The sequence below is a fragment of the Ensifer adhaerens genome, assembly GCF_000697965.2.
Lineage (GTDB): Bacteria > Pseudomonadota > Alphaproteobacteria > Rhizobiales > Rhizobiaceae > Ensifer > Ensifer adhaerens.
The window spans coordinates 1965325-1991955 of record NZ_CP015880.1 but is presented as its reverse complement, the minus strand read 5'-3'; the positions used below and the strand labels follow the sequence as shown (position 1 = coordinate 1991955).

Below are 26631 nucleotides of genomic sequence, written 5' to 3'. Positions count from 1 at the left end.
CTGTCGCCATCGACTGCCTGCTTATCCCTCCGCCTCCGCCGTTTCGGCCGCTGCCGGCTTTTTCGCCAGCGCCAGGTTGGCGGCGGCCGCTTCCGCCTCGGCTGCACCGGCAGCGCCGGAGCGCACGGTGACGGCGTTGGAGGCGAGGTCGAGGCCGGCTTCGCGCAGCGCCGGCAGCAGGCGCTTCATCGACTCGCGCTGCAGGATACTGGGGTTGCCGGGGCGGGCGGTGAACTTGAGGCGCACGACGAGCGAGTTTTCGGTGACGTCCTGGATACCTTGCATCTTCAAGGGCACCAGGAATTCGCCGCCGATCTCGGGATCCTCCAGCATGGCAAGGCCGACCTTCTTGATGGTCTTGCGGATTTTCTCGGGGTCGGCATCGCGCTCGAATTTCAACTCGAACTTCACCGTGCTCCAGTCGCGGCTGAAATTGGTGACCGCCTGAAGCTGGCCATAGGGGATCGTGTGGATCTGGCCGTTCTGGTGGCGCAGCCGGAGCGAGCGCAGCGAGATGCGCTCGACCGTGCCCTTGAGCTTGCCGGTATCGACATATTCGCCGACGCGGAAGGCATCGTCGGCGATGAAGAAGATGCCGGAGACGACGTCCTTCACCAGCGTCTGCGAGCCGAAGGAAAGGGCGAGGCCCAGCACGCCGAAGCCGGCGATCAGCGGCGCAATATTGATGCCGAGTGCGGAAAGGATGACGAGGCTGGTGACGGCGAAGATACCGCCGAAGATTAGGTTGCGGACGAGCGGCAGGATGGTCGAAATCCGGCTTTGCTGGTGGACCACCGTATCGTCCTCGCTGTCGCCGGGCAAAGCGAGGCGGGCGGTGGGCGCGAAGGCCTCGAAGCTCTTCCAGAGGAAACTGCAGATCACCCAGCTCGCGACCACCGCAAGGCTGATGCGCTCGAGGATGACGATCCAGCCGATGGCACCGGCCGTATCATGCTGGACGAGCACCGGGCGCCAGAGCGTGATAATCAGATGCAGGCCGATCAGCCAGATGGCGCCGGCAAGCGCCGTCTGGACGCTGCCCGAAATCGCCGCGTGCAGCGCGTGGGAGGCCGGCGTGCGCCGGCGCTCGGCGGCACCCCCGCCAGCGAATGGATGCCGAAGGCAAGGATCGGAAGCGCGAGCAGGATGATCTGTGTCGTGCCGCCGGCAAAGCTCCAGGCGGCGCTGTTCGGGCTGCCGGCAACGATGACGCTCATCAGCCAGAGCACGATGGCGCTTGCCGCATAGAATTCGGGCACGCCGAAGGCGATGGCGCGGCGCACCGGGCCTGGGTTTTCACCGGCAAACACCGTGCGGATATCGCCGGCGCCGGCGATGAACCAATAGAGTTTCAACAGCGTCAACAGGGTCACGCCGATCAACAGCCAGCCATCGGTTGCAGCATTCTCCAGTCCGCGCTGGTGGGCAAAGCGCAGGCTGGCGCCGAGGATGGCGCCGATCGCCCCATAGGCGGTCAGCATGTTGGCGTGGAAGCGCGGGTGGGCGATATCGAGCAGGCGGATCTCGGGCCGCGTCGGCGCAAACAGGAAGCGGGCGCCGACTGCATAGACCACGGAGGCGAGGGCGATGGTGATGAGGGCGTGGGCGAGTTCGGCAGAGGCAGTGGCCGGCGTCAGGAACAGGCGGGCAACGGCATGCGCGGCCACGGCGATGATCGCCAGATAGGCGATGTCGAAGCCAAGCCGGATCAGCGAGGCGCGCATGCGGTGGAGCAGATCGACCACTTCGAACGAGGCGCCGAACAGCCGGTGGATGAGGAGCCGGCTGGCAAAGGCGGCGGCAAGGCCGGCTGCGACGGCGAGCAGGGCCACGGCTGTTACCGAAACCACCGACCAGCCCTCGGCGCGGATGCCTGCCGCAACGTCAGCCATCACCCCGGCGATGCCGGACATACCGGCAACGCCCATCTGCAAGCCATTGACAAAACGAGCGGAAAGCGTGTCGAGCGTGTCCGGCTGATCGGGCGAGGACGTTGGTTCAGGCGTCGTGGTTGCGGGTGCAGCCTGATGCGTGGCCGCGCCCCCCGACGCGGGCGCCGGTGCCGCGACGCCAGCGCCAGCGGGCGTCGTCGTTTCGCCCGAGGCCTGCGCCGCAGCGTCGCGCCACTCGACGGTCACCGACCCGCCGGCCTTGGCGGCGGCGCGCAAGGTCTCCTCGATCTCGGCAGCACTCTGGCCGGGTGTAAGGATCACGGTGACCGGCGGAGGCGTCGTCTCGGCGAGTGCGGGCAGGGCGAGGGTCAGGACGAGAACGAGGCCCGCCAGCAGATGGCGGCAGAAGAAGTGGAAACGCAGCATGAAATTCATCCATCAAAATCGGTTGTCCGCCCTGCGGCCTTGTCCATCACATTACATAACGTTCTAAAATTCCAATCGAATTTTGTGGGGCGGGATGGGGACTGGGCCGCGCCAGGGCCGCCGCTCACCAAGGGTTGCCCTGCGCCGAAGCTGCCCCCTCACTGTCCTGCCGGACATCTCTCCCCGCCAAGCGGGGAGAGAGACGCTGGGCGGACGCTCCGGTGCCAGGTCCTCCGGCCTACTTCGTCGTGTAGCCGCCATTCACCAGGATCGTCTGGCCGGTCATCCACCAGCCGTCGGAGACGAGGAAGCGGATGTAGGGGACGATGTCCTCGATGTCGGTGAGGCCGGTCCTGGAGAAGGCCGAAAGGGCCGATGCGGTTTTGTGATAGGCGACGGCGTCGGCGCCTTCGGCCGGGTAGAAGAAGGGCGTATCCATCGGGCCGGGTCCAATCGCGGTCACGGAGATGCCGCGCGCGCCGAACTCCTTGGCTGCTGCCCGGGTGAAGTGCTCCACCGGCGCCTTGGTGCCGGCATAGGCCGCATAGAAGGGCGTGAAGGCGCCGAGCAGCGAGGTGACCAGCGTGCAGACCTTGCCGTTGTCGCTGACATGCCTGCCGGCCTCGCGCAGGAAGAAGAATGCGGACTTCGAATTGACCGCGCTCATCTCGTCGTATTCGGCTTCGGTGATCTCGACGAAGGGCTTTTTCAGCACCTTGCCGACGGTGTTGACGGCGATGTCGATGCTGCCGAGCGCCGCCTTGGCGTCGGCAAAGAGCTTTTCGACATTGGCGGCGCTGGTGAGATCGCCGGAGAAGGCGTGGGCCGCGGCACCGGTCGCCTTGATCGCCGCCACGGTTTCATCGGCTGCCGCCTTCGTTGCCGCGCTGTTGTAATGGATCGCGACGCCACGGGCGCCGTGTGCGGCAAGATCGCGTGCGAGCAGGCCGCCGAGGTTCTTCGCGCCGCCGGCGATGAGGGCGGTTTTGCCGTTGATGCTGTGGTCTGCCATGGGTTTCTCCTGTTGTGCGCCTGATGGCGGATGCTTTCGTTCGGCGGGCCGGGCTACGCATTTGCCCGAGATCGCCCCGCTCTCCAGTACGGGCCGCCTGTGCGACCGCCGCTCGTTGCGGACGTCGTGTCTCTTGCTTCATAGGGTGCGGGCCTTATCGCCGCCGACGTGAGCGGTCGGTGATGCGACCGGCATCGCGACCAGGAGAATATCGTCGGCGCTGCTGGCATAAAGTCCCCGAACGTGACATGACTTGTCAGGAATTACGAACAATGGGAGTGAGGCGTCGCGCGCCGGCATGGACAGGATCGAGCTTTTCCGCATCTTCACCCGTGTCGTCGAAAGCGCGAGTTTTACCCGCGCGGCCGACACGCTGGGCCTGCCGCGCTCCTCGGTTTCGGCGGCGGTGCAGACGCTCGAAACACGGCTCGGCACGCGACTTCTCCATCGTACCACGCGCAAGGTTGCGCCGACGCAGGATGGGGCAGCCTTCTACGAGCGCTGCCTGCGGCTGATTTCCGATATGGACGAGGCGGAGAACCTGTTTCGCCGCGACACCTCCGGCCCGACCGGACGGCTGCGGGTCGACCTGCCGAGCCGCATCGGCCGGCTGATCGTGGCGCCGGCGCTGCCGGAGTTCCTGGCGCGGTACCCCGGCATCGACATCGATCTCGGCATGACCGACCGGGCGGTGCACCTGATCGAGGAAAGCGTCGACTGCGCACTGCGTGTCGGACCGCGCGAGGATTCGAGCCTGATTGCCCGGCCGTTCGGCACGCTCAGGCTGATCAATGTCGCAAGCCCCGACTATCTCGAGCGCCACGGCACGCCGGAGACGCCCGACGATCTCAGCGCCCACGTCGCGGTCAACTACGCTTCACCCTCGAGCGGCCGGGTGGAGGACTGGGAATGGGTGGAGAACGGCGAGGCGCGCACGGTTTCGGTTGCCGGCCGGGTCAGCGTCAACAGCGCCGAAGGCAGCATCGCCTGCTGCCTCGCCGGCCTCGGCCTGATCCAGATCCCGGCCTATGACGTGATCGATCACATCCGAGAGGGCCGGCTGGTCGAGGTGATGCCGCATCACGTCGCCGCGCCGATGCCGATGGCTTTGCTCTACCCGCACCGCCAGCATCTGTCGCGCCGGCTCAAGGTGTTTGCCGACTGGCTGGAGGGGCTGATGCGGGGGGTGATTGCGGCGTGAGGCGGCGATGCGGTTTGGGCTCGCTTTGTTGGCGCGCTCTAGCTGATCGTCTGATGACACCGCCTGCCGTTCCACGGCAGGAACTCGGATCCGCCGGCATTCCACTTGCCGTCGAATTCGGAGAAATCCGGCGTGAAGGTGACGATCAGCTGGCCGTAGCCGTATTTGTCGCGCCACATGAAGCTTCGGGTGAGATCGCTGCCGTCGCCATCGTCGCCGGTTTCGGCGAGTTCACCGTCGACGGACTGGCCCTGATCGGAAAACACGTATTTGCCGACGACCGTACCATCGGCAGCGGTTTCGAAATGCGTCTCGGCGTCCGAGAGCACGCCGGCGGAGGAAAGCTGGCCGCAATAGGTGCCCGAGGGCGCGGTGCTCGTCTCGCCTGCCATCGCCGCAGAGGCGGATGCGGCCACAAGCAGCAGCGCGGCGGTGAAGGAAAGGCTTGCAGGCAACGCGGCACCTTTGGCGTTTCGGGATGTCGCGGTCTCTCGTGATCGCCTGGCAGCAGCGAGTCGCGACGGTTGTCGTCATGGACAGTCATTCGGGATGCAAAATCAAGATGCTCATGCGTCCAGCGCCGGCGCGGTTCTGACGCTGGCGTCGCCGAACAGGCGTCCCTTCTCGGCGACGAGGAAGCAGGCGAGTATCGGAGCGCGATGTGCTTCCACATCGCGCTCCGAGGCATGTCGTCAGGTCAATCAGCTTGCATCAAAGCCCGCGTGAAAGCTGACGCGCCCTGACGGTACCGGACCTTCGAACGCCTTTGCCATGAAGTATTCGGCCGGAACGCCTTCAAGGCGCAGGGCGGCGTGGTTCTCGAAGCCGAAGCGTTTGTAGTAGTCGGGCTCGCCGAGAACGACGCAGCCCTTGGCGCCGGTCTTTGCAAGGCGCGCAAGGCCTTCGCGGATCAGCCTGCCGCCGGTGCCGCTCTTCTGGTGGTCGGGCCTGACGGAGACGGGGCCGAGACCGAACCAGCCCTTGTCCTTCCCGTCGATCGTGACCGGGGAGAAGGCGACGTGACCGATGATTTCGCCCTGGTCGAGGGCGACCAGCGAGATCGTCAAGGCGCCGGCGTTGCGCAGCGCGTCGATGATTTCGGCCTCCGTCTGGCTGCTATAGGCCATCGGCGCAAAAGCGGCCTTGGTGATCTGCCGGATGGTTGCGATGTCAGTCGCTCGTTCGGAGCGTATGTCGATGGTGGTCATTGTCAAAAACCTGTTCTTGAAACCCTTCAGTCGCGCGCTGTCGACCGCGAACGACGGATATCGTTCGCCGGTGGCGCGGTTTCGCGTCTCGACCGATCGAGACGCTCAGTGGGTGAGAACAAGCTCCAGCATCGACAATTCCTCTGCTCAGTTCAGGCGAGCAGGTTCGGTATAGGGCCAGGCCTTTGCCATGGTCAACAGGCGGCTCTGGTAGCGCAACGCGTTCACGCGGCGGCCGGTTGAGGTCCGTTCCCGCTTCGTCGTTCGCGCCTGTTGCCTGCGTCCTAGTTTTCCTGAACCGAAACGCCGTCCTGGCCGATCTTGATCTCGACGCCCGGCTTCGTCTCTTCCTGGTAGACATAGATGCCGAGGCCGACGACGGCGACGGCAAGCAGGGCGATGACGAGATAGAGGCCGTTTCGGTTCATGCGGAACTCCTTTTTCGCGGTTTCGTCAGGGAAATAGGAGCTTCTCAAGGAAAGACAACGGGATAGCGACGAACATGCGCACGGAGGGTGGCCCGGCCAAGCGACTGAGGGGGCCGATTTGACCACTATGCTGGCGTCTGTGTGGCCGCGCAGGGGAACCTCAGCGCGCCCGCAGCGCCTTCTATTCCTGTGGCGTACAAAGGTTGATTTGCCTGCATTGGTTGATTTTCGCTAATTGAGGCAAATAGATTGAACGACGCGAATGACCGAATGCGGATGGTGGCCGGAATAATGGTGCTTGGAAGTTTCTACCGAAAAACCTTCGACATGGACCATTCGGACACGAGCGCCGCGGCGTTCTTCTCACGCGTGATCAAGCTCGTGCTCTCCTTCTGGGCGGCCGAGTTCTTCATGACCGGCGGGCTCTGGGTGGTGCTGGGCGTCAATCCGGTCGACTACGCGCCGATCAAGCTCGTCGTGTCGCTGGTTTGCGTGCTGATCACGCTGATGATTTCGCACATCGTGGCGATGATGCGCGCGCGGAACATCGCAGCCCAGGTTTTCGTGTCGGCCGTCCTGTCCATTCTGGCGTCGACGGTTGCAACCACCATCGACTATCACCTGTTCACCTATGTGAAGCCCGCAGTCGGTGTCGACTATACAATCGAGAACTTCTGCTACACGCTGTTTTACGGCGTCTCGCTGTTCTTCGGCTGGTCCTGCTTCTTCATCGCCTACATGTACAATCTGAAGGTCAGCGCGCAGGAGCGCCGGCTGGCGATCTCGCGCGAAGAGGCGCTGACCGCGAAGATGCAGGCGCTCTACTACCAGATCAATCCGCACTTCCTGTTCAACACGCTGAACTCGATCGTCGGTCTGATCGAGGAGGGCGCCTCCTCTCAGGCGAGCCGCGTGGTGCTTTCGCTGTCGTCGTTTCTGCGAAAGACGCTGGAGATGGATCCTCTGCGGGATCTGGCGCTTTCGGAGGAGCTGGCGCTGCAATCGGAATATCTGGCGATCGAGAAAGAGCGGTTCTCCGATCGCATCAGCGTCACGCTCGACATTCCGCAGGAGCTGAGAACGGCGCTGGTGCCGAGCCTGATCCTGCAGCCGCTCGTCGAGAATGCCGTGAAGCATGGGCTCGGGCGCTCGTCCGGCGATCTGAAGATCACGATCAGCGCGTCGCAGGAGGAGGACCGGCTGCAGCTTTCGGTCGACAACGTGTCCGATGCCGGCGAAGTCCTGCCGATGGTCAATCGATCCGGGCTCGGTGTGGGGCTTGCGAATGTCGAAGAGCGTGTCAAGGCGCGCTTCCCCGAGGGCGGTTCGCTCATCGCCGGACCGGTCTCCCCGGCCCATTTCCGCGTGACCCTGACCATGCCGTTGAGGGCACCCGCCGCCGATCGGCTTGCCGATGCTGCCATCAACGCCGCGCCGGCCGTGACGGCCTGAACGGGGTGCGACAATGGCTGGCGCGCGCCCCTGGGAGGCGCGCGACGGGAGTAACAGGGGTGGCTCGCGTTCAGACCGAACGCGTCAGGCCGCCATCCACCTTCAGGTTCTGGCCGGTGATGTAGGCGGCACCATCAGAGGCGAGGAAGGCGACGGTGGCGGCGATCTCGGCGCTGGTGCCGTAGCGCTTCATCGGCACGGCATCGCGGCGCTCTTCGGTCGCCGGCAGGCTGTCGATCCAGCCGGGCAAAACGTTGTTCATGCGCACATTGTCGGCCGCATAGGTGTCGGCGAAGATCTTGGTGTAGGAGGCAAGACCGGCGCGGAAGACGGCGGAGGTCGGGAACATCGGCGAGGGCTCGAAGGCCCAGGCGGTGGAGATGTTGATGATCGCGCCCGCCTTCTGCTTCTGCATGATCGGCGTGACGAGGCGGACCGGGCGGATGACGTTCATCAGGTAGACGTCGAGGCCGGTGTGCCACTGCTCGTCGGTGATTTCGAGGATCTGGGCGCGCGGGCCATGGCCGGCGCTGTTGACCAGCACGTCGATCCGGCCCCATTTTTCCATGGCCGCATCGACAAGACGCTTCAGGTCGTCGTTCGACTGGTTGGAGCCGGTGATACCGATGCCGCCGAGCTCGGCGGCGAGCGCCTCGCCCTTGCCGGAGGAGGAGAGGATCGCAACCTTGTAGCCGTCGGCTGCCAGACGCCTGGCGCTCTCGGCACCCATGCCTGAGCCGCCGGCGGTGATTACGGCCACTTTTTCTACTGCCATTTTACCAATCTCCTCATCCATATTCGTGGAATGCCGCTTTCGCGGGTGCTGCCATTGAAATACCATCTCCTCCATGCGACGACGAAGCAATTTCGCTTTCATATGGCAGTAGAAAAACTATCCGATGAGTGATGCACCGGGAAAGCTCCCTTCGCTGAATGGGGTGAAAGTGTTCGAGGTGGCCGCGCGCCACCTGAACTTTCGCCTCGCAGCCGAGGAACTGGGCGTGACGCAAGGGGCCGTCGCCCAGCAGATCCGCGGGCTCGAGGCCGAGCTTGGGGTCAAGCTCTTCGAGCGGTTGCCGCGCGCGCTGGCGCTGACCGGCGAGGGGCGCGCCTATATCGCCGATGTCAGGCGGGCGCTGGAGATCATCGCGCGGGCGACCGACGGGCTGAAGCCCCAGCCGGTGCGGCTGACGATCAGCACCACGCCGTCCTTCGCGTCGCGCTGGCTGATCCCGCGCCTGCCGGATTTCACCGCGCGGCATCCGGATCTCGACCTGCATATTCTGGCGACCGACCGCATGTCGAGCTTCCAGGCCGATGGCGTTGATCTCGCCGTGCGCTATGGGCGGCCACCCTTCGGGCCGGGGCTTGCGGTGGAACTGCTGTTCGAGCAGGAGATCGTCGCGGTCTGCAGCCCGATGCTGCTTGCCGGGCGGCCGGCGCCGAAAACCGCCGAGGAACTGGCCAGCTACACGCTGCTGCACGACGCCCATAATTTCTGGCCGGAGTTCATCGAGCGGCATTTCGGCGGCAGCCGGCAGGCCTCGTTCAAGGGCATCAGCTTCAACCAGACCTCGCACGCGATCGAGGCGGCGACGGCAGGCCAGGGGATCGTTCTTGCCAACCGCGATTTCGTCGCGCGCGATCTCGCCGAAGGGCGGCTCATCCGGCTGTTCGAGGGCTCGATGACTGGGCCCTCGGACTTCTATCTGGTCTGGCCGCGCTACCGAAAGTCGCTCAGCCTTCAAACTGTGATCGCCTGGCTCAGTGACGAGGCGAAAAAGGAGCGGGGAGGCCCGACCGATCGGGATCCTGCAAATGGGTGGCGGAGCGAGGGTTCCTGATCCGCGATCAGCGACGCAGCGCCGTGTCGAGCCGGTAGAGCAGGGCGTGAAACGCGCCTTTGCTGGGCTTTCGTCCCGGCAACTTGCCGACGATGCCTCGGATTTCCGTCGATGCGAGCGCGATCAGCTGCCGGAGTTCCGTTTCGGTGGCGGCTGCCTCGTCGGCTGTTCCGATCGACAGCGCCTGGATGGCGTAGGCGGCGGGGCCGAGCACATGGTTGATCTGGTGCGGCGTCTCGATCGGGTGGGTATAGGGCGCACCGGCCGCAGCAATGGCCGCGCGGGCGGCAGCCTTGGCGGCGGGATCGTCAACCGCGCGCGTCGCTGCCTGGGCGCCCCAGGCGGCTTTGCGCAAGACGGCCGTGCGCGGACCACCCTCGGCAAAGGCGACAGCCGCGGCGATCGCCTCGCGCGGCCGGGTATCGCCCGGCACCGCCGCCTCGAAGACCGGCAGCGCGCGCGCGGCGCACAGGACCGCCCAGCGGGTAATATGGCGCAGGTCGTCTTCGGTCAGGAGCGGTGGTGGGGCTTCGTCGGTCATGGGGTGCTCATGGTGAACAGGCCGAATGCATATCATGCGGTCGCCACGTGACAAGCCGATCGGTTGTATAGAGGGCGCAGGTTGCATCCCTTCATAAACGCCATATCTTTCACCGCCGAGCCATTTGCAGCCGCAAACTCAGGAAAAGGGAGGCTCCATGCCGGCCGTCGGTTCCGATTATGGCGATGTCGTTGCCTGGCGGCGCGACATTCATGCCCATCCGGAGTTGGACGGCGGAGTTCGTGCGTTCCAAACTCGCCGCGTTCGGATGCGACGAGGTCGTGACCGGCATCGGTCGGACGGGCGTCGTGGGCGTTATCCACGGCCAGAAGCGGTCGAGCGGCAGGGTGATTGGCCTGCGGGCGGATATGGATGCCTTGCCAATCGAGGAGGCGACCGGGGCCGCCTGGGCGTCAAGGACAACGGGCGTCATGCACGCCTGCGGTCATGACGGCCACACGGCGATGTTGCTGGGGGCCGCGCGGGAATTGGCCGAGGCGCGAGCATTTGACGGCACGGCCGTGGTCGTCTTTCAGCCGGCCGAAGAGGGCGGCGGCGGTGGCAAGGCCATGGTCGACGATGGCCTTATGGAGCGTTTCGGAATCAACGAGATCTATGCCATGCACACGGAGCCCGGTTTGCCGATCGGGCAGTTTGCCACCGCTTGTGGACCTCTGGCCGCTTCCGCCGATGGCTTTAGGATCAGGATCGACGGCAAGGGCGCACATGGCGCTTCCCCGCACGTCAGCGTCGATCCGCTGGTGGTCGGCGCCAATGTACTTCTGGCCTTGCAGACGATCGTCTCCCGCAACGTCCATCCGCGTCAGTGCGCCGTGGTCACGGTCGGCTGGATGGCAGGAGGCAAGGCCGGCAACGTCATCCCCCAATCGGCCGAGATGGGCGGGACGGCCAGGACCTACGATCCCGGCACGAGAGACCTGATAGAGGCGCGCGTTACCTCCATCGCGCAACGGATTGCCGAGGCCTACGGAGCCAGCGCCACGGTCACCTACAAACGCATGTTTCCGCCGACCGTGAACCATGGAAGAGAGACCGCCTTTGCCGTCAGCGTGGCGCGATCCCTGGTCGGAGACGCGCACGTCAACGACGCCCTGGAGCCGCTGATGGGCTCGGAGGACTTTGCCTTCATGCTCGAAGCGCGCCCCGGCAACATCATGCTGATCGGTAATGGCGACAGCGCGTCGGTGCATGACGCGCGGTTCGATTTCAATGACGATGCCATTCCTTTCGGCGTGGCCTATTTCAGGGCCATCGTGGAGGGCAGAATGCCGCTCTGAGCGATCGGCCGGATGTCCATCGCGCTGCGGCTGCAGCGACGACATCAACGAGGTTTCCTGCCCTCAACGCTCCCAGCCCTCGGTAAACGGAAAGCGTTCCGCCCAGAGCGTCGCGAGCTTCGGATCGGTATCGACGCGGCGGACGATGTCGGCAAGGGTCGGGGCGACCTCGTAGAAGCGGCGGCGGCCGGGTGACCAGCGCGAGGCGGTGGCGACGTAGAGGTCGAGGACCGACAGTTCATCGCCGAGAAGGTATTTGCCCGGTTGCAGTTCCGCGCCCATTCGCTGCCAGCAATGGGCGACGCGGTCGAACACGCGGGCCTTGACGGTTGCGTGGTCCTCTTCCCGTTCGGCGATGCGGGACGGGTCGTCGGTGATCCAGTAGAGCGCGTAGATGGCGGCGGATACGAAGGTCATCCATCGGAGAAACGCCGGCCGTTTTGGGTCGGTTATCGCCGGGGCCAGACGGCTCTGAGGGTGTGCGTCGGCAAGCCAGAGCAGGATCGCGGCGCTTTCGGTCATCAGTTCGCCGGTCGGGAGTGCGAGGGCCGGAACCTGGCGCAGGGGATTGATGCGCGCCAGCCTGTCCGCCTCCTGCTTTCCTTCCCAGGGGGCGTGTTCCTCGACGCGGTAGGGCACGCCGATGAGGCTCAAAACGGCCTCGATCGGAACCGATCCTGAGCCTGAGGCTCCGTAGACGACAAACGGCTCGGCCAATTGCTTTTCTCCTCCTGATCGCGCCGCGACGAATCCGGCCGAAGCCTGGTCGCCCTGCGTCGAGACTGGGGCGGGGCGGCTTTTTCGCGTTGCAGCCGCATAGATCCCCGCTTTCGCGATACAATCAAGGCCCTGAGGTGCAATTGGACGTTTCGCCGCAAATCCCGGTTGCAGCGGGCAGGCGGGCCGATTCCGCTTTCCGCGGCAAGGGGCTCCGGCTCCATCTGCCGGAGCGACGGTTCGTCCGCATGCCGACATTTTGACCGTGCCCGGTTGCTGTTGGCGCGGTTCCAGGCTGAAGCAGGACACGAGGATTGATCCGATGTCGCCAGTCACCGCCGCGTCTCCGACGCTCGATCGCGACCTTCTGCTGAAGGCGGCACAGGAGCGTCTGCTGCGCTCGGAATGGTCGCGGGTGCAGTTGCGATCGTTTCAAGGCGGCGCGCTGCAATCCGCCCTGAAGCATGCGGTCAATGCGTCACCCTACTATCGCGAAACCATTGGCGACCGCTTGGCGCAGGGGGCCGCACTCAAGGATCTGCCCGTGCTGACGAAGCGGGCGCTTATGGAGAATTTCGACCGGATCGTTACCGACCCGAGGCTGAGCCGGCAACTGGTCGAGGGGCATCTCGGCGGACAGTCTTCCGGCTCGCTTCTGCTTGGTGAATACAGAGCCGTTGCCACGGGCGGCACGACCGGCGAGCGTGGGGTCGCGGTCTTCGATCCCGCAGCCTGGCTATCGGCCATCGCCAACATGGTGCGTTTCCAGGCGATCGTCGGCATCGACGAGACGACGCGCAGTGTTGCCATATTCGCCTCGTCGCCGGTCCATATTTCCTACCATATCGGCGTGGAGCTTCGGGCGTTGAGGCCGCCGGCGCCCCGGTTCAACGTGCTGATGCCGATCGAGGAGATCGTGGAGGGCCTCAACCTGAACCAGCCCGAGGTGATCTCGACCTATCCGTCCTTCGTGCGTGTCCTGGTGGGCGAGCAGCAGGCGGGGCGGCTGAAGATCAGGCCGCGGCTTTTCCGAACCAGCGCCGAGACGCTGACGGAGGAGGTGCGCGAGCTTGCGGCCGAGACCTGGCAGGCGGCCATCGCCGACAGCTATGTCTGCACCGAGGCGGGACCCATGGGCCACGAATGCTTGCTTGGCGACGGGCTGCATCTCGCCGAGGACAGCTTCGTCTTCGAGGTGGTGGACGGAGACGACCGCCCGGTACCCGACGGCGTGGAGGGCGCGAAGCTGCTGGTGACGACCCTTGCCAATCGCGCGCTGCCGCTGGTGCGCTACGAGATCTCCGACATCGTGGCGATGGCGACCGAGCCGTGCCGCTGCGGCCTGCCGTTCTGGCGGATCGGGTCGATTGCCGGGCGGAGGGAAGAGACGCTGCGGCTGCCCAGGCGTGGTGGTGGGACGGTCAATGTGCACGCCCACCGGCTTCGCTCGCCGCTGACGGGTGCGGCCGGGGTGCGGCAATTCCAGTTCGTGCAACTGCCGGATGGTCTGGAAATCGCGATCGCCGTGTTTGAAGGCGCCGATGCGGCCGCCGTCCACGCTGCCGTCGAACTGGGCGTGCGTGCGGCACTCGAGGCGGTGGAAGCCGAACCCGCGGAGTTCCGTGTGCGGGTGGTGGATGCGATCGCGCGTTCGGGCGGCGGCGCGAAGCAAAAGCTGGTGGTCTCCGGCGGCGACTAGGAGAGGGCAGGATGCACGCGTGGTGCAATCGCGGCCCGGCTTCGGCCACGCGGCAGCAGGTGGACATTCCGGTGGCCGGCGGGCGGGCAAGCGGCTTATAGTGTTGATAGGCCGGTCCGGGGCCGATATGAAGCCGGCCTCTTGCCCGCGATACGGAGTTTTGAAGATTGAGCGTTGCCTTCACCAAGGAAGAAAGTGCCGAAACCGCCGCCGAAACGTTGCTGCCGGACCGGGCGGTTTCGTCGCATCCGAACCTGGTGACAAAGGCGGGGCTGACGGCGCTGGAGGCGCAGATGCAGGAGGCGCGGGTCGCCTATGAAGCGGCAGCCACGATCGACGACGTGAACGAAAAGCGGCGGCAGCAGGCGGGACCCTTGCGGGACGTGCGCTATCTCTCCGAACGGCTGCGCACCGCACAGCTGATGCCCGAACCTGCCTCCAACGAGATCGTCGCCTTTGGCAGCACGGTGACCTTCAGCCGGGACGACGGGCGGGTACAAAAATACCGGATCGTCGGCGAGGACGAGGCAGACCCCAAGGCGGGATCGATCTCCTATGTCTCGCCGGTGGCACGCATCCTCATGGGCAAGGCAGTGGGCGACCTCGTCACGGTCGGCGACCAGGAGCTCGAGGTCGTGGCGATTTCCTGACCTTTAGCGTTTCGGCTTGATCGCGTGGATTCGTGGCCATTATTATCGTATCCGATTTAATAGTGTCATCTTGACATTCCGCTGTTGCTCGGTATTTATATCGCGTCCGATCTAATTTGGCGGTGCCGGATGATCGGAGGCGCTTGCCGGAGGCAGGCGGCCAAGAGGTTTCCTCGGTTCGTCGGTACGGAGAATGGACATGCACAACACTGGTGACGCTACGCCCGTTCGCGCCTATCGCGAGTTTTCCCGCGTGCTCGATCCCGATGTCTACGAGCCGCTGCCGGATGACTGGCTGATCGGCATCACCGACGTCGTGAATTCCACCGGCGCGATCCGGGCCGGGCGCTACGAGGACGTCAACTATGTCGGCGCTTCGGCGATTGCCGCCATCGGCAATGCGCGCGGCGATTTCGATTTTCCCTTCGTGTTTCGCGGCGATGGCGCGGCCTTTGCGCTGGCGCCCGGTGGCGCGGCAATGGCAGCTTCGGCGCTGCGGCAGCTCGCCGCCTTCGCAAGGGACCGGTTTGGTCTCGATTTGCGCGTCGGCCTGCTGACGGTCCGGGATATCAGGGACCATGGCCAGGATGTGCGCATCGCCCGCTATGCCGCATCGGAAAACGCGACCTATGCGATGTTTGCCGGCGGTGGGCTTAAGTGGGCGGAGCGGCAGTTGAAAGAGGGGCGTTACCTGCTTTCGCCGGAAAGCCATGGAGCCGAACCGGATCTGACCGGCCTTGCCTGCGAATGGCGGCCGTTTCCAAGCCGGCAGGGGCAGATCCTGTCGCTGCTGGCCGAACCCGCCGACGACGTGACGCCCGAGCGCTTTGCCGCCGTGGCGCGCGCGGTGATCGCTGTCTTCGATCAAGGGCCGCGGCAGTCGCATCCTCTGCCTGAGGAAATGGGTGTGCCGAAGGACGCGCGGGTGCGGGTTGCGCCCGAGCGCTGGGCGGGAGTGGCCGCCAGTTCCGATTTTCGCAAATATGACGACGGCCTGCGCCTGACGGTGGATTGCACGACGGAGCAGATCGACCGCATCGAGGCGATCCTTGCGGCCGCCAAGGCGCGCGGCGAGGTGATCTTCGGGCTGCACCGGCAGAGCCACGCGCTGATGACCTGCCTTGTGCCGTCGGCGCGACCGGATGCGCACTTGCATTTTCTCGACGGCATGGACGGCGGTTACGCCAAAGCGGCGGAAATGATGGTGCCGCGTGAGCGCTTGAGTGCCTGATCCGGCCAAGCGGCAAGGGCGGCGGAGAGCCGCCCTTGCGCGTGATGCTGGCCGCTCCAATCGCCGTGCCGGCCTTTGCGCGAGCGATAATCGCGGCAGCGGCAGGCGGGCGTTTCAGCGACCTTCACTATTTCCGGTTTCCGGGCTGACCAGCGCCTAGCAGGTTGTCGCGCAGCTTTGCCACCGACCGCTGCACCGTCTCAAAGTCGTCACCGAGGCCGATCACGTCGGTCAGCGCAGCACCCGGCTCGGCATCCACCACCGCCTGGCCGGCCGGCGTCAGCGTCAGCCGCACCTGGCGTTCGTCTGCGGGATCGCGGCGACGCTGAAGGTAACCGTCAGCCTCGAGCTTCTTCAGGATCGGCGTCAGCGTGTTCGATTCCAGAAAGAGCTTTTCACCAAGCGTGCTCACCGTCTGGTCGTCCTCTTCCGACAGCGCCACGAGGGTCACGTATTGGGTATAGGTGAGGCCCAGCTTGTCGAGCAGGGGCTTATAGGCGCGGCCGAAGGCAAGATTTGCCGAGTAGATCGCAAAGCACAGGAAGTTCGAAAGCTTCTTGCCGCCCTTGGCCGATGCAGTGCCAGGGTCCTTGGCAGTCTTGGACGTGGACATGGGAATCTTTTTTCCTTTTCGTTGTCTGCACTTAATATAAATCGTATCCGATTAAATCGCAATGGTGTTGACGGTACTTCACGCTTCATCTATAAACATCGCATCCGATTAAATCGGATCCGATAAAAAATCAAACAGAGAGGAAATGACATGACCGAGAAGCTTCTTTTCACCGGCAAGACCCACAACACCAGCGGCCGCGACGGCGGCACCATCAGCCAAGACGGCACTTTGGAACTCAAGCTCACCCAGCCGCATCCGGCCGCGGAAAACCTGTTCGGCGCCGCCTGGTCGGCCTGTTACCTGGGCGCGATCGAGCTCGCAGCGCTGCAGCGCAAGGTGAAGCTCCCGGCCGGGCCGCAGGTCGATACCGAGATCGATCTCAACGTCAACGACGGCTCCTATTTCCTGCGTGCCCGCCTGAACGTTCGCCTGGATGGTCTCGACCGCGACGTTGCGCACGACATCATCCACGCCGCCCATGATATCTGCCCTTACTCCAAGGCAGTGCGCGGCAACATCGACGTCGAGACCAATCTCCTCTGATTTCGGCTTAAAAAAACCTATTGATATCACCGGGATGTGCCTGAGCTGGTCACCAGCCGCGGCGCATCCCGATTTCGTTTCAGCAGCGCTCGTTCCTCTACGCATGGCGTCCGGCGGCGGCGGCGGAGGGATTTTCCCGACGGGACCTCACAAGAATGTAATTTGGCCGATCGTCCGCCTTGTTGGTATTTTCGCGCCTTCGCATGTACAGGGGAGCGGCCCTGAGGGGCCGATGGTCGCATGCCTTACAACCTCACGGTCAATGGAAAGAGCTATGCCGTCGATGTGGACGGCGATATCCCTCTGCTCTGGGTCCTGCGCGACACGATAGGGCTTACCGGAACCAAATTCGGCTGCGGCATCGCCATGTGCGGCGCCTGCACGGTCCATGTCGACGGGCAGGCGGCGCGCTCCTGCGTGATGCCGGTGTCAGAGGCGGCGGAGAAACCGATCACCACGATCGAGGCCATCGGCGACACGCCAGAGGGCAAACGGGTGCAGCAGGCCTGGCTCGACATCGACGTGGTGCAGTGCGGCTACTGTCAATCCGGGCAGATCATGTCGGCGACCGCGCTCATTGCCGCCAATCCCACGCCGACCGACGACGACATCGATGCGGTCATGGCCGGAAACATCTGTCGATGCGGCACCTATCCGCGCATTCGTGCAGCCATCAAGCTTGCGGCGCGGGGGTGATGCCATGTCCATCTTCGACAGAACGAACCTTTCCTTATCGCGCCGCCAGCTTCTGATCGGCGCATCGCTGACCGGCGCGGGGCTGGTGATCGGCTTCAGGCCGCAGGCGGCCGTCGCAGCGGGCGAGCCCTTTTCGCCGAACGCCTTCATCCGCATTCCCCAGGAAGGCAAGATCACCTTCGTCATGCCCTCGGTGGAAATGGGGCAGGGCATCTATACGGCGGTCGCGATGATGCTTGCCGAAGAGCTGGAGGTCGGGCTCGACCAGGTGGTGCTGGAACATGCGCCGGCCGACCCCAAGCAATATGCCAATCCGCTGCTGGGCGACCAGATCACCGGCGGTTCCTTTGCGATCCGCGGTGTCTACGAGCAGATGCGCAAGGCGGGTGCGGCGGCCCGCATCATGCTCATCGGCGCTGCGGCGCGCGACTGGGGCGTTTCGCCGGACGCCTGCAAGGCCGAGGCGGGACATGTGGTCGAGACCGCCGGCAGCCGGCGCGCCGCCTATGGCAGCCTGATTGCGGCTGCGGCCTCTGAAGTCGCGCCGCAGGAGGTGCCGCTGAAGCCGGCGTCCAGCTACCGGGTGATCGGCAAGCCGATGCATCGTCTCGACAGCCCGGAGAAGGTGAACGGCACGGCGAAATTCGGCATCGATGCCCGCCCGGATGGCGTCTCCTATGCGGCGATCGCGATCTGTCCGCACTTCAACGGCAAGCTGCGCTCAGTCGACGAGGCCCCGGCCATGGCGATCAAGGGCGTCAGCCAGGTGGTCCGCATCGAGGAGGCCGTCGCGGTCGTCGCCAACAATACCGGCGCTGCGCGGAAGGGGCTCGCGGCCCTTTCGATCGAATGGGATCCGGGGCCGAGCGCCTCGGTTTCGCAAGCCGAACTCGAGCACCTCATGGATGCGGCGATCGACGGCAAGGCCCTGCCGCATGTCAGCGAAGGCGATGTCGCCAAGGCCGAGGCCGAGCATGGGCCGGTGCACGAATTCGTCTACCGCATGCCGATCCTGACCCATTCCGCCATGGAGCCGATGAATTGCACCGTGCATGTGCGCCCCGATGGCTGCGAGGTCTGGGTGGGGACGCAGATCATGAGCCGGGCACGGCAGGCGGCGGCCGACGTTACCGGCCTGCCGGTCGAAAAGGTGGTGGTGCACAACCACTTGCTCGGCGGCGGCTTTGGCCGCAGGCTCGATGTCGACGGCGTGATCCTCGCGACGAAGATCGCCAAGCAGGTGAAGGGCCCGGTGAAAGTGACCTGGAGCCGGGAGGAGGACATCCGTCACGACTGCTATCGTTACCTCAACTACAGCAAGGTGACGGCGACGCTCGGGGCCGACGGCATGCCGGTCTCCTGGCGGCACCGGGTCATCGGCCCGTCGGTCATGGCGCGCTGGTTCCCGGGCTTTACCAAGGACGGTGTCGACCTCGACCAGATGGCGGGGGCCGAAACGCCCTATGCGATCGAAAACAGGCAGACCGATTTTGCCCGCCAGGAGGCGCCGGATGGCATGCTCACCGGTAACTGGCGTGGTGTCGGCGCCACCCGCAACATTCCCCCGGTCGAATGCGGAATCGACGAACTGGCGGAACTGGCGGGCATCGATCCGCTCGAATACCGGCGGCGGCTGCTGCAGCACAAGCCGCGGCTGCTCGGCGCGCTCGACCTTGCAGCCGAGAAGGCCGGCTGGTCGACCCCGCTTGCCAAGGGCAGGGGGCGGGGTATCGCGGTTGCCGAGGATTTCGGCAGCTTCGCGGCGATGGTCGCCGAAGTCAGCCTCGACGGGAACGGCAGGTTCAAGACCGAGCGTATCGTCTGCGCGGTCGATTGCGGCCAGGTGATCAACCCGGACACGGTCGAAGCGCAGATCCAGAGCGGCGTCGTCTACGGCCTGAGTGCGGCACTTTACGGGCGCATCACCGTCGAAAACGGCGCGGTGGTCGAAGGGAATTTCGACGATGCGCCTGTCCTGCGCATTCACGAGACGCCGCCGATCGAGGTGCATATCGTGCCGAGCGCCGAGGCGCCCGGCGGCATCGGCGAGGTGGGCACGCCCGGCGTGGCGCCGGCGCTTCTGAACGCGATCTTCATGGCGACCGGCAAGCGGCTCAGAACCCTGCCGATCGACCAGGGCGACCTGAGGAGGGTGTGACCATGAACAGGCCCGCTCTTGCTCTCTCGCTTGCATCCGCGCTCGTGGCCGCAGGTCTCATCGCCACTTTCGAGCCGGTCAACGGTTTTGCCGAAACCGCCAGCGGCGGCGCCTTGAAAGGCGCGGCCGACTTTGCCTCGATCACCGACGCGCGCCAGCGCTCGAAGGCGATCTTTGCCGAGGCAAGCCGGGTGCTCACCCATCCGCGCTGCATCAACTGTCACCCGGCAACGCGCAGCCCGACGCAGGGCGAGGACATGCACCCGCATGTGCCACTGATGATCGCCGCCGACAGTTCGATGGGGCCGGCCGGCCTTGCCTGCAGCACCTGCCACGGCGCGGAGAACCGGGCGATCGTCGGCAGCCGGCTGAAATCCATCCCCGGCAACGCCCATTGGCAGCTGGCGCCCGAAAGCATGGCCTGGCAGGGCCTCACCGTTCGCGAGATCTGCGAACAGGTGAAGGACACCGAGCGTAACGGCAACCGCTCCCATGCCGATCTCAGCAAGCACATGGGCGAGGATCACCTGGTCGGCTGGGCCTGGCATCCGGGTGAGGGCCGCAGTGCGCCGCCCGGTTCGCAACCGGAGTTCGCCGCGCTGATCACAGCCTGGGTGGATACCGGCGCGGAATGTCCGGACTGAGCGCAAGCGCATGTCCGGACTGAGCGGAAGCTCAAGTTTGGGCTAAGCGGATTGGATTGCCGGCGAGCGCTGTATCAGCCTGTCGAAGCGCGTGCCGCGCACGGCGTCATGCAATCTTCAGCAGCCTTCGCCAGGCCTGCTGCAAGATTGGATTTGATGCGGCCAAGTAACTGTAAACAACTGAAAATTGCAAGATCGAGGCGTTGCTGCGACGATCGGGGAGCGCAGGCACGTCGTCGCTAGGAGCGGGTCCTCCTTGACAATGCAGCCGGACTGTTCGACCTTCGCGCTCATGACCTGCCGCCTCGCCAAACTGACGACTGTGAAAAAAGCCCCGCACCCGGGGCTGTCGGTCGTTGCGCGCAGAGCATAGCAAGCACAAGGATCAGATCGACCCCGCCGGTTCGGACGGGGTTTTCGCTTGCGCTCTCCGTCTCCGGTTTTTTCAAGGAGATGGAATTTCATGGAAAGCACAGCTTCAACGCAATCGCCGGGCCTTGGCGGCCTCTGGCTGCCGCTGATCACGCCCTTTCGCCATGGTGAACTGGACGAGCGCTCACTCCGCCGGCTGGTCGTCCACTATGCGGCCGAGCCGATCGATGGCTTCATTCTCGGCGCGACCACGGGCGAGGGCATGGCGCTCGACGAGGCGGAGTGCGAGCGGGTGGTTGCGATCACCAATCAGGCCCTGGCTGGATCCGGCCGGCGCATTCCGGTCTATTTCGGGCTTTCCGGCAGCGATACGCGGAAGTCGGTGAAGGCGCTGGAGCGGATGGCCGCTTGGGGCGTCGATGGCTATCTGATTGCCTGCCCCTATTACACGCGGCCGTCGCAGCGGGGGCTGTTTGCGCATTTCTCGGCCCTTGCTGATGCCACGGACCGGCCGATCCTGATCTACAACATTCCCTACCGGACGGGCGTCAACCTCGGCAACGAGACGATGCTGCAACTGGCGGAACGGAGAAACATCGTCGGCGTCAAGGATTGTTCGGCGGATGCGACGCAATCCTTCGATCTGCTGCGCCACAAGCCGCGCGATTTCGCCGTACTGACCGGCGAGGACCCGTTGTTCTACACGGCGCTGACGCAAGGGGCCGAAGGCGGGATCACGGCGTCCGCCCATGTGCAGACGGCAGCCTTCGCCGATGTTCGCAACAGGCTGCTTGCCGGCGACCAGGCGGGGGCGCTTTCCGCCTGGCAGCGCCTTGCCGACCTGCCGCGGCTGCTCTTTGCCGAGCCGAGCCCCGGACCGATCAAGCACTGGCTGTGGCGCGCGGGGCTGATCGACAGCCCGGAGATGCGCCTACCGATGGTGCCGGTGAGTGATGACCTGGCGCTGAGGATCGAAAGGGCGATGGCGGCGCAGGACGGCCGCCGCTGAGCCTGCGACGGTTCGTCAAGGCGGGGCGATCGGTGAAAGGAAGATCGCCCTGCTTTACGTGATCGTTTGCATCGTATTTTAACAGTTACGTACTTTCGCCGAACGGCTTGTTTCGGCAGGATAGCGGTCCTCACGCGCGGTGTCCGATGGCCCTGTGCGGATCCGTGCTGCTGGGCATTGAAATGCCGCAGTTGAGGAAAAAAAACAGAGAACCATTCTTGCGAGCGATCCGTGTCCTGAACCGTCACGGGTGAGGGCGAAAGGCCGGTTTTCCGGCGCGAGGACGAAGCCGGGCGAGATGGACGGTGTGCCAAAAACGGGGCGCCTGTGCGGGTGCCTTTCGAAAGCTGATTGATCAGGACGCCTGGAGACGATGATGAAAACATCCGGCAGCAATCTTGAAATCACTCGACGCGACATGATGAAAGGCGGGATCGGAGCAGCCTCGCTTGCCGCGATCGGTGCCGGCGCGGCCGTTCCGGCGGCTTTGACCGCCGCCTCGGTCGTTACCTCGGCCACGCCCGCCGAGGCGCAGCAAGCGCTCGGGCCGGGAGCGCCGACGCTGCCGGTGACCGGCGTTGCCATGCATCCAGGCTATGCCCGTACGATCGGGCAGATGGCCTATATCTGGGGCTGGCCGATCGTCAACATGCTGAACCGCAGGGCCAAGGTCACCCAGGCGCCTTATGCGGGTCTGCTCGGTGGCCTTTCGCCGGTGGCCCCGCGCGGCCAGGTGGGCATGCTGCACGACTATATCGAGCCGTCGGAAACCTTCGTCACATGCCCCAACCAGGACGTCGTCTATGGCCTCGGTTTCTTCGAGCTCGACGATGAGCCCGTCGTCGCGCAGGTGCCCGACTTCGGCGACCGCTTCTGGCTCTATTCGCTCTACGATGCCCGCACCGATCAGTTCGGCCAGCTCGGCAAGCCCTATGGCACGCGGCCCGGCTTCTATCTTCTTGTCGGCCCCGACTGGGACGGGCTGAAGCCCGCCGGCATCACCGACATCATCCGCTCCCCGACATCGCTTGCGAGCGCCATTCCCCGCATCTTCCAGACCGACGTGAGCGACGACAACCAGGCGGTCCAGCCGCTGATCAACCAGGTGGTTTTCTATCCGCTGAAAGAGTTTACCGGCGAGGCGAAGACGATCGAATGGGCAAAGCTGACCGACATTCCGGCTCCGCCCTTAAACGGCGGCGCGACCGACGCCGAAACCAAATGGGTGACGCCGGAGACGTTCTTCGACCAGTTCGGCGACGCCATCGCCGCGGTCGATCCGCTGCCGGGGGAGGAGGCGCTTTTTGCCCAGTTCCGCCTGTTGCTCGACGCGGCCGAGCGGGATCCCGAGCTTCGGGGCATGCTCGTCGACACCGCGATCGAGACCGAGAACAAGGTCATCCACCCCTTCTTGGAATGGCAGCGCAACGGGCTGCCGGCCGGCAATGGCTGGAACCGCTCGGTCAACAATGCGCAATGGGGGATCGACTACTTCAACCGGACCGGCACCGCCAAGTCGAACATGTTCAACAACCGGCCGAGCGAGACGCAGTATTTCTATACCGACTTCGACGGCGCCGGCGACCAGCTGACCGGCGTGAAACTCTACGAGATCACCTTTGCGCCCGGCCAGGAACCGCCGGTCAACGGCTTCTGGTCGCTGACCCTTTATGACGACAAGCACCTCTTCCACACCAACGACTTCAAGCGCTATTCGCTGGGCACCAAGAGCGACAGGCTGAAGCGCAATGCGGACGGCTCGCTGACGCTCTACGTGAGCGCCGAGCGCCCCGGCGGGGAAAAGGACAGCAACTGGCTGCCGGCGCCGCACGGAATCTTCTCGCTCTACATTCGCGCCTATTGGGGCAAGGACGCGATCCTCGACGGCACCTGGCAGCCGCCGAAGATCACGGTTGCGGCATGAGGGGGGCCAAGGTGCCGGGATAAACCGACGTCGGTTTGCCCGGCTTGCTCAACGCCAGAAGCGCTTGACGTCGATCACGTCGTCGAGCGCAGCCTGCGCGCGGTCGATGAGCTTGTCCTTGTTGGCCTGAACGACGAGCGTTCCGGCGTCCGGGTGATCTTCGAGGCCGATCTCGCCGAGCACATTCGGCGCCGAAACCAGATCGTTGAGCGTGCCGAGTTCATCCTGCAGTGCGGCCATTGCGGCCGTGAAGCGCTTGTGGCGCCTGGCGCCACGCTTGTCGTCGAACAGTGTCGCAAAGAATTCGGCGGCATAGCGCAGCTTCTTGGCGTCCTTGCGGGCCTCGTGCCGCTCCTCGTCGTTGATCTTGGCGAGCGCGCGGCCGTGCTTCTTCAGCTTCCGGCGCTCGCGGTCGAGCACGGCCTCGGCAAAATCGGTCACGGGCCGATCGTGAAGTTCGGCGGGCGGCGATGAAAGATAGGCGCCGCAGTGCAGCCACTGGTGGAGATCGAGCATGAGGGCGCGGCCGCGACCGTCATCGAGCGCCGCGAACACCTCCCGATAGCGGGCGGCGCGGGCCGTCTTCAGCCACTCGACAAGTTCCGGCTGGGATGCGCGGGCCAGGAGAACGTCGACGTCGCGGGCCTTGCCGAAGACGCCCGCCAGCCACTTCAGCTCGCCTTTCAGGCGCGTACTTTCGTCGTCCTGAAGCAAATCCCTGTAGAGCGAGAAGGCCGATCGCAGGCGCCGAAGGGCAACGCGAGCCTGGTGCAGGGCCTCCGGGTTCTGGCGCACGCGCAGCACGTCTTCGTTCAGGCGGTGGTGGCGAAGACAGGCAAGGGCGACCGTGCGGAAGCTCTTTGCCACCCGCATCTCGCGGTCGAGTTCGACCGGCTCGGCCTTGAAGACCATCTGCTCGGCATCGATGAGACGGAAGCCGCGCTCCGCCTTGGACATGACGCCGAAGCGGATGGGAACGATCGCCTCGATACGGCGGGCGAGCGTGAAGAGCGCCTCGGGCGCGCCGTCCTTGAGCTCAAGTTCGATCTCGCCGATCGCGGTCTGGCGGGTGCCCGCGGTGATCAGGCCGCGGTCGAGCACGACCTCGACGTCGGCGCCATCCTGTTTCACTTTCCAGGTGGTGCGCTCGACATCGACGGCAAAATGCGCCTGCAGATCGCCTGGCTCGAGGTCGAACTGGGCGGCAAGCGGCGTGGTGTGGTCGACCACCGGCTCGTCGCTGTCCAGCGGCTGCTCCCATTCCGGCCGGGCGAAAACCGAGGCGCTCGCTCCCGTCGCCTTGATCGTCTGGGTGCGGGCAGAACCGACCGTGCGGATGCGCAGCGTGAAACCCGACTGGAACAGGTCGCGGGCGCGCGTATCGAAATAGACCGACCGCTGGCTTTCGACGCGCGCCGGCTCACCCAGAAGCCCGGATGCGGCGAAGCGATCGAGATCTTCAGGGAGAAGCTCGAGCTTGATTTCGATTTCCGTGTTCAACCCCATCCTCCAACAAGTGCAAGAGACAACGCGATAATGCCATATGAGCACATTGGTTCGTGTTCTGGATGACATGGATCATATTTGCGGCGGCGGTCCCACGCGATAGGTCGCGCTCGAAGCTGAAGGCCGCCGGGGTGTACGGGTTTTCAATGGATTCCGGACGGACAAGCGCTTCGCACTTTTCCTGGAATTGCTTTTTGAGATGGCGCAATTCCGAACGGAAAACCGTTTCACACTTTTCCTGGAATTGCTTTTTGAGATGGCGCGATTCCGGACGGAAAACCGCTTCGCACTTTTCCTGGAATTGCTTTTTGAGATGGCGCGATTCCGGACGGAAAACCGTTTCACACTTTTCCTGGAATTGCTTTTTGAGATGACGCAATTCCGAACGGAAAACCGTTTCACACTTTTCCTGGAATTGCTTAAGCTCCCCGCATTTCATGCCACGGAATTGATAAATGTCGCTTCGCCTTGCCACCTTCAACATCGAAAACCTTTTGAGCCGCTTCGATTTTTCCGGCTTTCGCAACCAGCTGAAACAGGACCGCGTGCTCCGGCTCTTCGACGTGAAGACGGAAGCCGAGTACCAGCGGCTGGAGGAGGCGCGCACGATTGCGCATACGGACGATACGCGGCAGATGTCGGCGCTGGCGATCGCCGATTGCGATGCCGATATCCTCTGCCTGCAGGAAGCCGACAACATGGCCTCGCTGCAGGCCTTCGAATACAACTACCTTTTTCGCATGGTCGGCAACGGCTATCGCCAGAAGTACCTGATAGAGGGCAATGATTCGCGCGGGATCGACGTCGCCGTGCTGATGCGCGAGGAGACGCGCGACGGCCAGCCGATCGAATGCCTCGACGTGAAGAGCCATGCGGGGCTGACCTATGAGGACCTCGACCTCTTCAACGACAGAATAGCGCTTACCAACCGGCCGGCCGACCGGATCTTCAAGCGCGACTGCCTGGAGCTGGACTTAAGGATCGGCGGGCGGCCGCTGACGCTCTACGTGGTGCATTTCAAGTCGATGGGGCCGGCGCGCGAAGGGCTCGACGGCCGGCAGGCGACGATGCCGCTGCGCGTGGCCGAAGCCTCGGCCGTGCGCCACATCATCGAAAGCCGCTTCGGCCGCGGGAAGACGGCCGACAAGATGTTCGCGATCTGCGGCGACATGAACGATTACCAGGAGAAGGTGAACATCCTCGGCGACCGGCGCACCGGCTACCAGTTCGTGCCGCATGAGGAGGAGACGAGTTCGCTTGACGTCTTCACCCGCGACGGCTTTGTCGAGAACCCGATGCTGCGCCGTCCGGTGATGGATCGCTGGACGCTGTTCCACAGCCGCGGGCCGCAGGAGCGGCATCTCTGCCAGCTCGACTATATCTGGCTTTCGCCGGCGCTTGCCAAGCGCAACGCGCACCAGGTGCCCGAGGTCATTCGCGGCGGCCAGCCGTTCCGCACGATCTTTCCGCCTGATCTGGAGGTGGAGCGCTATCCGCGCACCGGCTGGGACCGGCCGAAGGCGTCCGACCATTGCCCCGTGGCCATCACCCTGGATGTGTGAGC

General features: G+C 64.6%; 25 protein-coding genes and 1 pseudogene. 14 read left to right on the top strand and 12 right to left on the bottom strand.

Features of this window, described 5'->3' with window-relative positions:
* Positions 1 to 21: 21 nt before the first annotated feature.
* From FA04_RS09575 to FA04_RS09565, 3 genes are all read right to left on the bottom strand, one after another.
* Positions 22 to 966, bottom strand: a complete 945-nt coding sequence (locus FA04_RS09575; RefSeq protein WP_051659272.1) for a mechanosensitive ion channel family protein — start codon at positions 964 to 966, stop codon at positions 22 to 24.
* Positions 967 to 1001: 35 nt separating this feature from the next.
* Entirely contained in the window at positions 1002 to 2318 is a 1317-nt protein-coding gene (locus FA04_RS35590) for a hypothetical protein (RefSeq protein ID WP_167550693.1), read from the bottom strand.
* 238 nt (positions 2319 to 2556) lie between these two features.
* Entirely contained in the window at positions 2557 to 3330 is a 774-nt protein-coding gene (locus FA04_RS09565) for an SDR family oxidoreductase (protein ID WP_034793314.1), read from the bottom strand.
* Between the two features lie 298 nt (positions 3331 to 3628).
* Between FA04_RS09565 and FA04_RS09560 the strand changes: the two genes are divergently transcribed.
* Positions 3629 to 4531: a LysR family transcriptional regulator gene (locus tag FA04_RS09560; RefSeq protein ID WP_034793316.1), complete on the top strand. Its 903-nt coding sequence runs from the start codon at positions 3629 to 3631 to the stop codon at positions 4529 to 4531.
* A gap of 38 nt (positions 4532 to 4569) precedes the next feature.
* Here the strand turns inward: FA04_RS09560 and FA04_RS09555 are convergent, their stop codons facing one another.
* The 3 genes from FA04_RS09555 to FA04_RS35110 form a co-directional block, all read right to left on the bottom strand.
* On the bottom strand, positions 4570 to 4986 hold the full coding sequence (locus FA04_RS09555) for a hypothetical protein (RefSeq protein ID WP_034793318.1): 417 nt from the start codon (positions 4984 to 4986) through the stop codon (positions 4570 to 4572).
* A gap of 246 nt (positions 4987 to 5232) precedes the next feature.
* A complete protein-coding gene (locus tag FA04_RS09550) occupies positions 5233 to 5730 on the bottom strand; it encodes a GNAT family N-acetyltransferase (protein ID WP_034793767.1) in 498 nt (165 codons plus the stop codon).
* 293 nt (positions 5731 to 6023) lie between these two features.
* Positions 6024 to 6167: a hypothetical protein gene (locus FA04_RS35110; RefSeq protein ID WP_034793319.1), complete on the bottom strand. Its 144-nt coding sequence runs from the start codon at positions 6165 to 6167 to the stop codon at positions 6024 to 6026.
* A gap of 291 nt (positions 6168 to 6458) precedes the next feature.
* Between FA04_RS35110 and FA04_RS09545 the strand changes: the two genes are divergently transcribed.
* Complete coding sequence (locus FA04_RS09545; protein WP_060528771.1) at positions 6459 to 7619, top strand: sensor histidine kinase; 1161 nt, start codon at positions 6459 to 6461, stop codon at positions 7617 to 7619.
* 70 nt (positions 7620 to 7689) lie between these two features.
* On the opposite strand, the gene FA04_RS09540 is transcribed toward FA04_RS09545, so the two are convergent.
* Positions 7690 to 8394 (bottom strand): SDR family oxidoreductase, encoded by a 705-nt coding sequence (locus tag FA04_RS09540; RefSeq protein WP_034793321.1) that lies wholly within the window; start codon positions 8392 to 8394, stop codon positions 7690 to 7692.
* Positions 8395 to 8518: 124 nt separating this feature from the next.
* Between FA04_RS09540 and gcvA the strand changes: the two genes are divergently transcribed.
* Positions 8519 to 9463: a transcriptional regulator GcvA gene (gene gcvA / locus FA04_RS09535; protein WP_051659274.1), complete on the top strand. Its 945-nt coding sequence runs from the start codon at positions 8519 to 8521 to the stop codon at positions 9461 to 9463.
* Positions 9464 to 9470: 7 nt separating this feature from the next.
* On the opposite strand, the gene FA04_RS09530 is transcribed toward gcvA, so the two are convergent.
* On the bottom strand, positions 9471 to 10004 hold the full coding sequence (locus FA04_RS09530; protein WP_034793323.1) for a putative immunity protein: 534 nt from the start codon (positions 10002 to 10004) through the stop codon (positions 9471 to 9473).
* A 157-nt stretch (positions 10005 to 10161) separates the two neighbouring features.
* Here FA04_RS09530 and FA04_RS09525 point away from each other — a divergent pair.
* Positions 10162 to 11302 (top strand): annotated as a pseudogene (locus tag FA04_RS09525) (amidohydrolase).
* Between the two features lie 63 nt (positions 11303 to 11365).
* On the opposite strand, the gene FA04_RS09520 reads toward FA04_RS09525, so the two are convergent.
* Positions 11366 to 12019, bottom strand: a complete 654-nt coding sequence (locus FA04_RS09520; protein WP_034793325.1) for a glutathione S-transferase family protein — start codon at positions 12017 to 12019, stop codon at positions 11366 to 11368.
* 322 nt (positions 12020 to 12341) lie between these two features.
* Between FA04_RS09520 and FA04_RS09515 the strand changes: the two genes are divergently transcribed.
* The 3 genes from FA04_RS09515 (at position 12342) to FA04_RS09505 (ending at position 15599) form a co-directional block, all read left to right on the top strand.
* On the top strand, positions 12342 to 13718 hold the full coding sequence (locus FA04_RS09515) for a phenylacetate--CoA ligase family protein (protein WP_234798746.1): 1377 nt from the start codon (positions 12342 to 12344) through the stop codon (positions 13716 to 13718).
* Between the two features lie 167 nt (positions 13719 to 13885).
* Positions 13886 to 14368 carry a transcription elongation factor GreA gene (greA, locus tag FA04_RS09510; protein ID WP_034793328.1) on the top strand — a complete coding sequence of 161 codons (483 nt, stop codon included), beginning with the start codon at positions 13886 to 13888 and terminating at the stop codon, positions 14366 to 14368.
* A gap of 199 nt (positions 14369 to 14567) precedes the next feature.
* Complete coding sequence (locus tag FA04_RS09505) at positions 14568 to 15599, top strand: DUF3095 family protein (protein WP_034793350.1); 1032 nt, start codon at positions 14568 to 14570, stop codon at positions 15597 to 15599.
* A gap of 127 nt (positions 15600 to 15726) precedes the next feature.
* Here the strand turns inward: FA04_RS09505 and FA04_RS09500 are convergent, their stop codons facing one another.
* Positions 15727 to 16212 carry a MarR family winged helix-turn-helix transcriptional regulator gene (locus FA04_RS09500; RefSeq protein WP_034793351.1) on the bottom strand — a complete coding sequence of 162 codons (486 nt, stop codon included), beginning with the start codon at positions 16210 to 16212 and terminating at the stop codon, positions 15727 to 15729.
* A gap of 150 nt (positions 16213 to 16362) precedes the next feature.
* On the opposite strand from FA04_RS09500, the gene FA04_RS09495 reads away from it, so the two are divergent.
* From FA04_RS09495 to FA04_RS09470, 6 genes are all read left to right on the top strand, one after another.
* Positions 16363 to 16758: an Ohr family peroxiredoxin gene (locus FA04_RS09495; RefSeq protein ID WP_034793353.1), complete on the top strand. Its 396-nt coding sequence runs from the start codon at positions 16363 to 16365 to the stop codon at positions 16756 to 16758.
* Between the two features lie 240 nt (positions 16759 to 16998).
* Positions 16999 to 17454, top strand: coding sequence for a (2Fe-2S)-binding protein (locus FA04_RS09490; RefSeq protein WP_034793355.1), 456 nt, complete (start codon positions 16999 to 17001; stop codon positions 17452 to 17454).
* Between the two features lie 4 nt (positions 17455 to 17458).
* Positions 17459 to 19612 (top strand): xanthine dehydrogenase family protein molybdopterin-binding subunit, encoded by a 2154-nt coding sequence (locus FA04_RS09485; RefSeq protein WP_034793358.1) that lies wholly within the window; start codon positions 17459 to 17461, stop codon positions 19610 to 19612.
* Between the two features lie 2 nt (positions 19613 to 19614).
* Positions 19615 to 20256, top strand: coding sequence for a hypothetical protein (locus tag FA04_RS09480; protein WP_034793361.1), 642 nt, complete (start codon positions 19615 to 19617; stop codon positions 20254 to 20256).
* A gap of 463 nt (positions 20257 to 20719) precedes the next feature.
* Entirely contained in the window at positions 20720 to 21637 is a 918-nt protein-coding gene (gene dapA / locus FA04_RS09475; protein WP_034793367.1) for a 4-hydroxy-tetrahydrodipicolinate synthase, read from the top strand.
* Positions 21638 to 22013: 376 nt separating this feature from the next.
* Positions 22014 to 23561, top strand: a complete 1548-nt coding sequence (locus FA04_RS09470; protein WP_082566244.1) for a DUF1254 domain-containing protein — start codon at positions 22014 to 22016, stop codon at positions 23559 to 23561.
* A gap of 48 nt (positions 23562 to 23609) precedes the next feature.
* Here FA04_RS09470 and FA04_RS09465 read toward each other — a convergent pair whose 3' ends face one another.
* Positions 23610 to 25067 carry a CYTH and CHAD domain-containing protein gene (locus tag FA04_RS09465; RefSeq protein WP_226020699.1) on the bottom strand — a complete coding sequence of 486 codons (1458 nt, stop codon included), beginning with the start codon at positions 25065 to 25067 and terminating at the stop codon, positions 23610 to 23612.
* Positions 25021 to 25551 (bottom strand): hypothetical protein, encoded by a 531-nt coding sequence (locus FA04_RS35105; RefSeq protein ID WP_156552972.1) that lies wholly within the window; start codon positions 25549 to 25551, stop codon positions 25021 to 25023. Before FA04_RS35105 ends, FA04_RS09465 begins: the two co-directional genes overlap by 47 nt.
* On the opposite strand from FA04_RS35105, the gene FA04_RS09460 reads away from it, so the two are divergent.
* The gene (locus tag FA04_RS09460) at positions 25523 to 26629 is read left to right on the top strand and encodes an endonuclease/exonuclease/phosphatase family protein (RefSeq protein ID WP_034793373.1); all 1107 of its coding nucleotides are present in this window, start codon (positions 25523 to 25525) and stop codon (positions 26627 to 26629) included. The two genes, FA04_RS35105 and FA04_RS09460, sit on opposite strands and share 29 nt — an antisense overlap.
* Positions 26630 to 26631 lie beyond the last annotated feature (2 nt).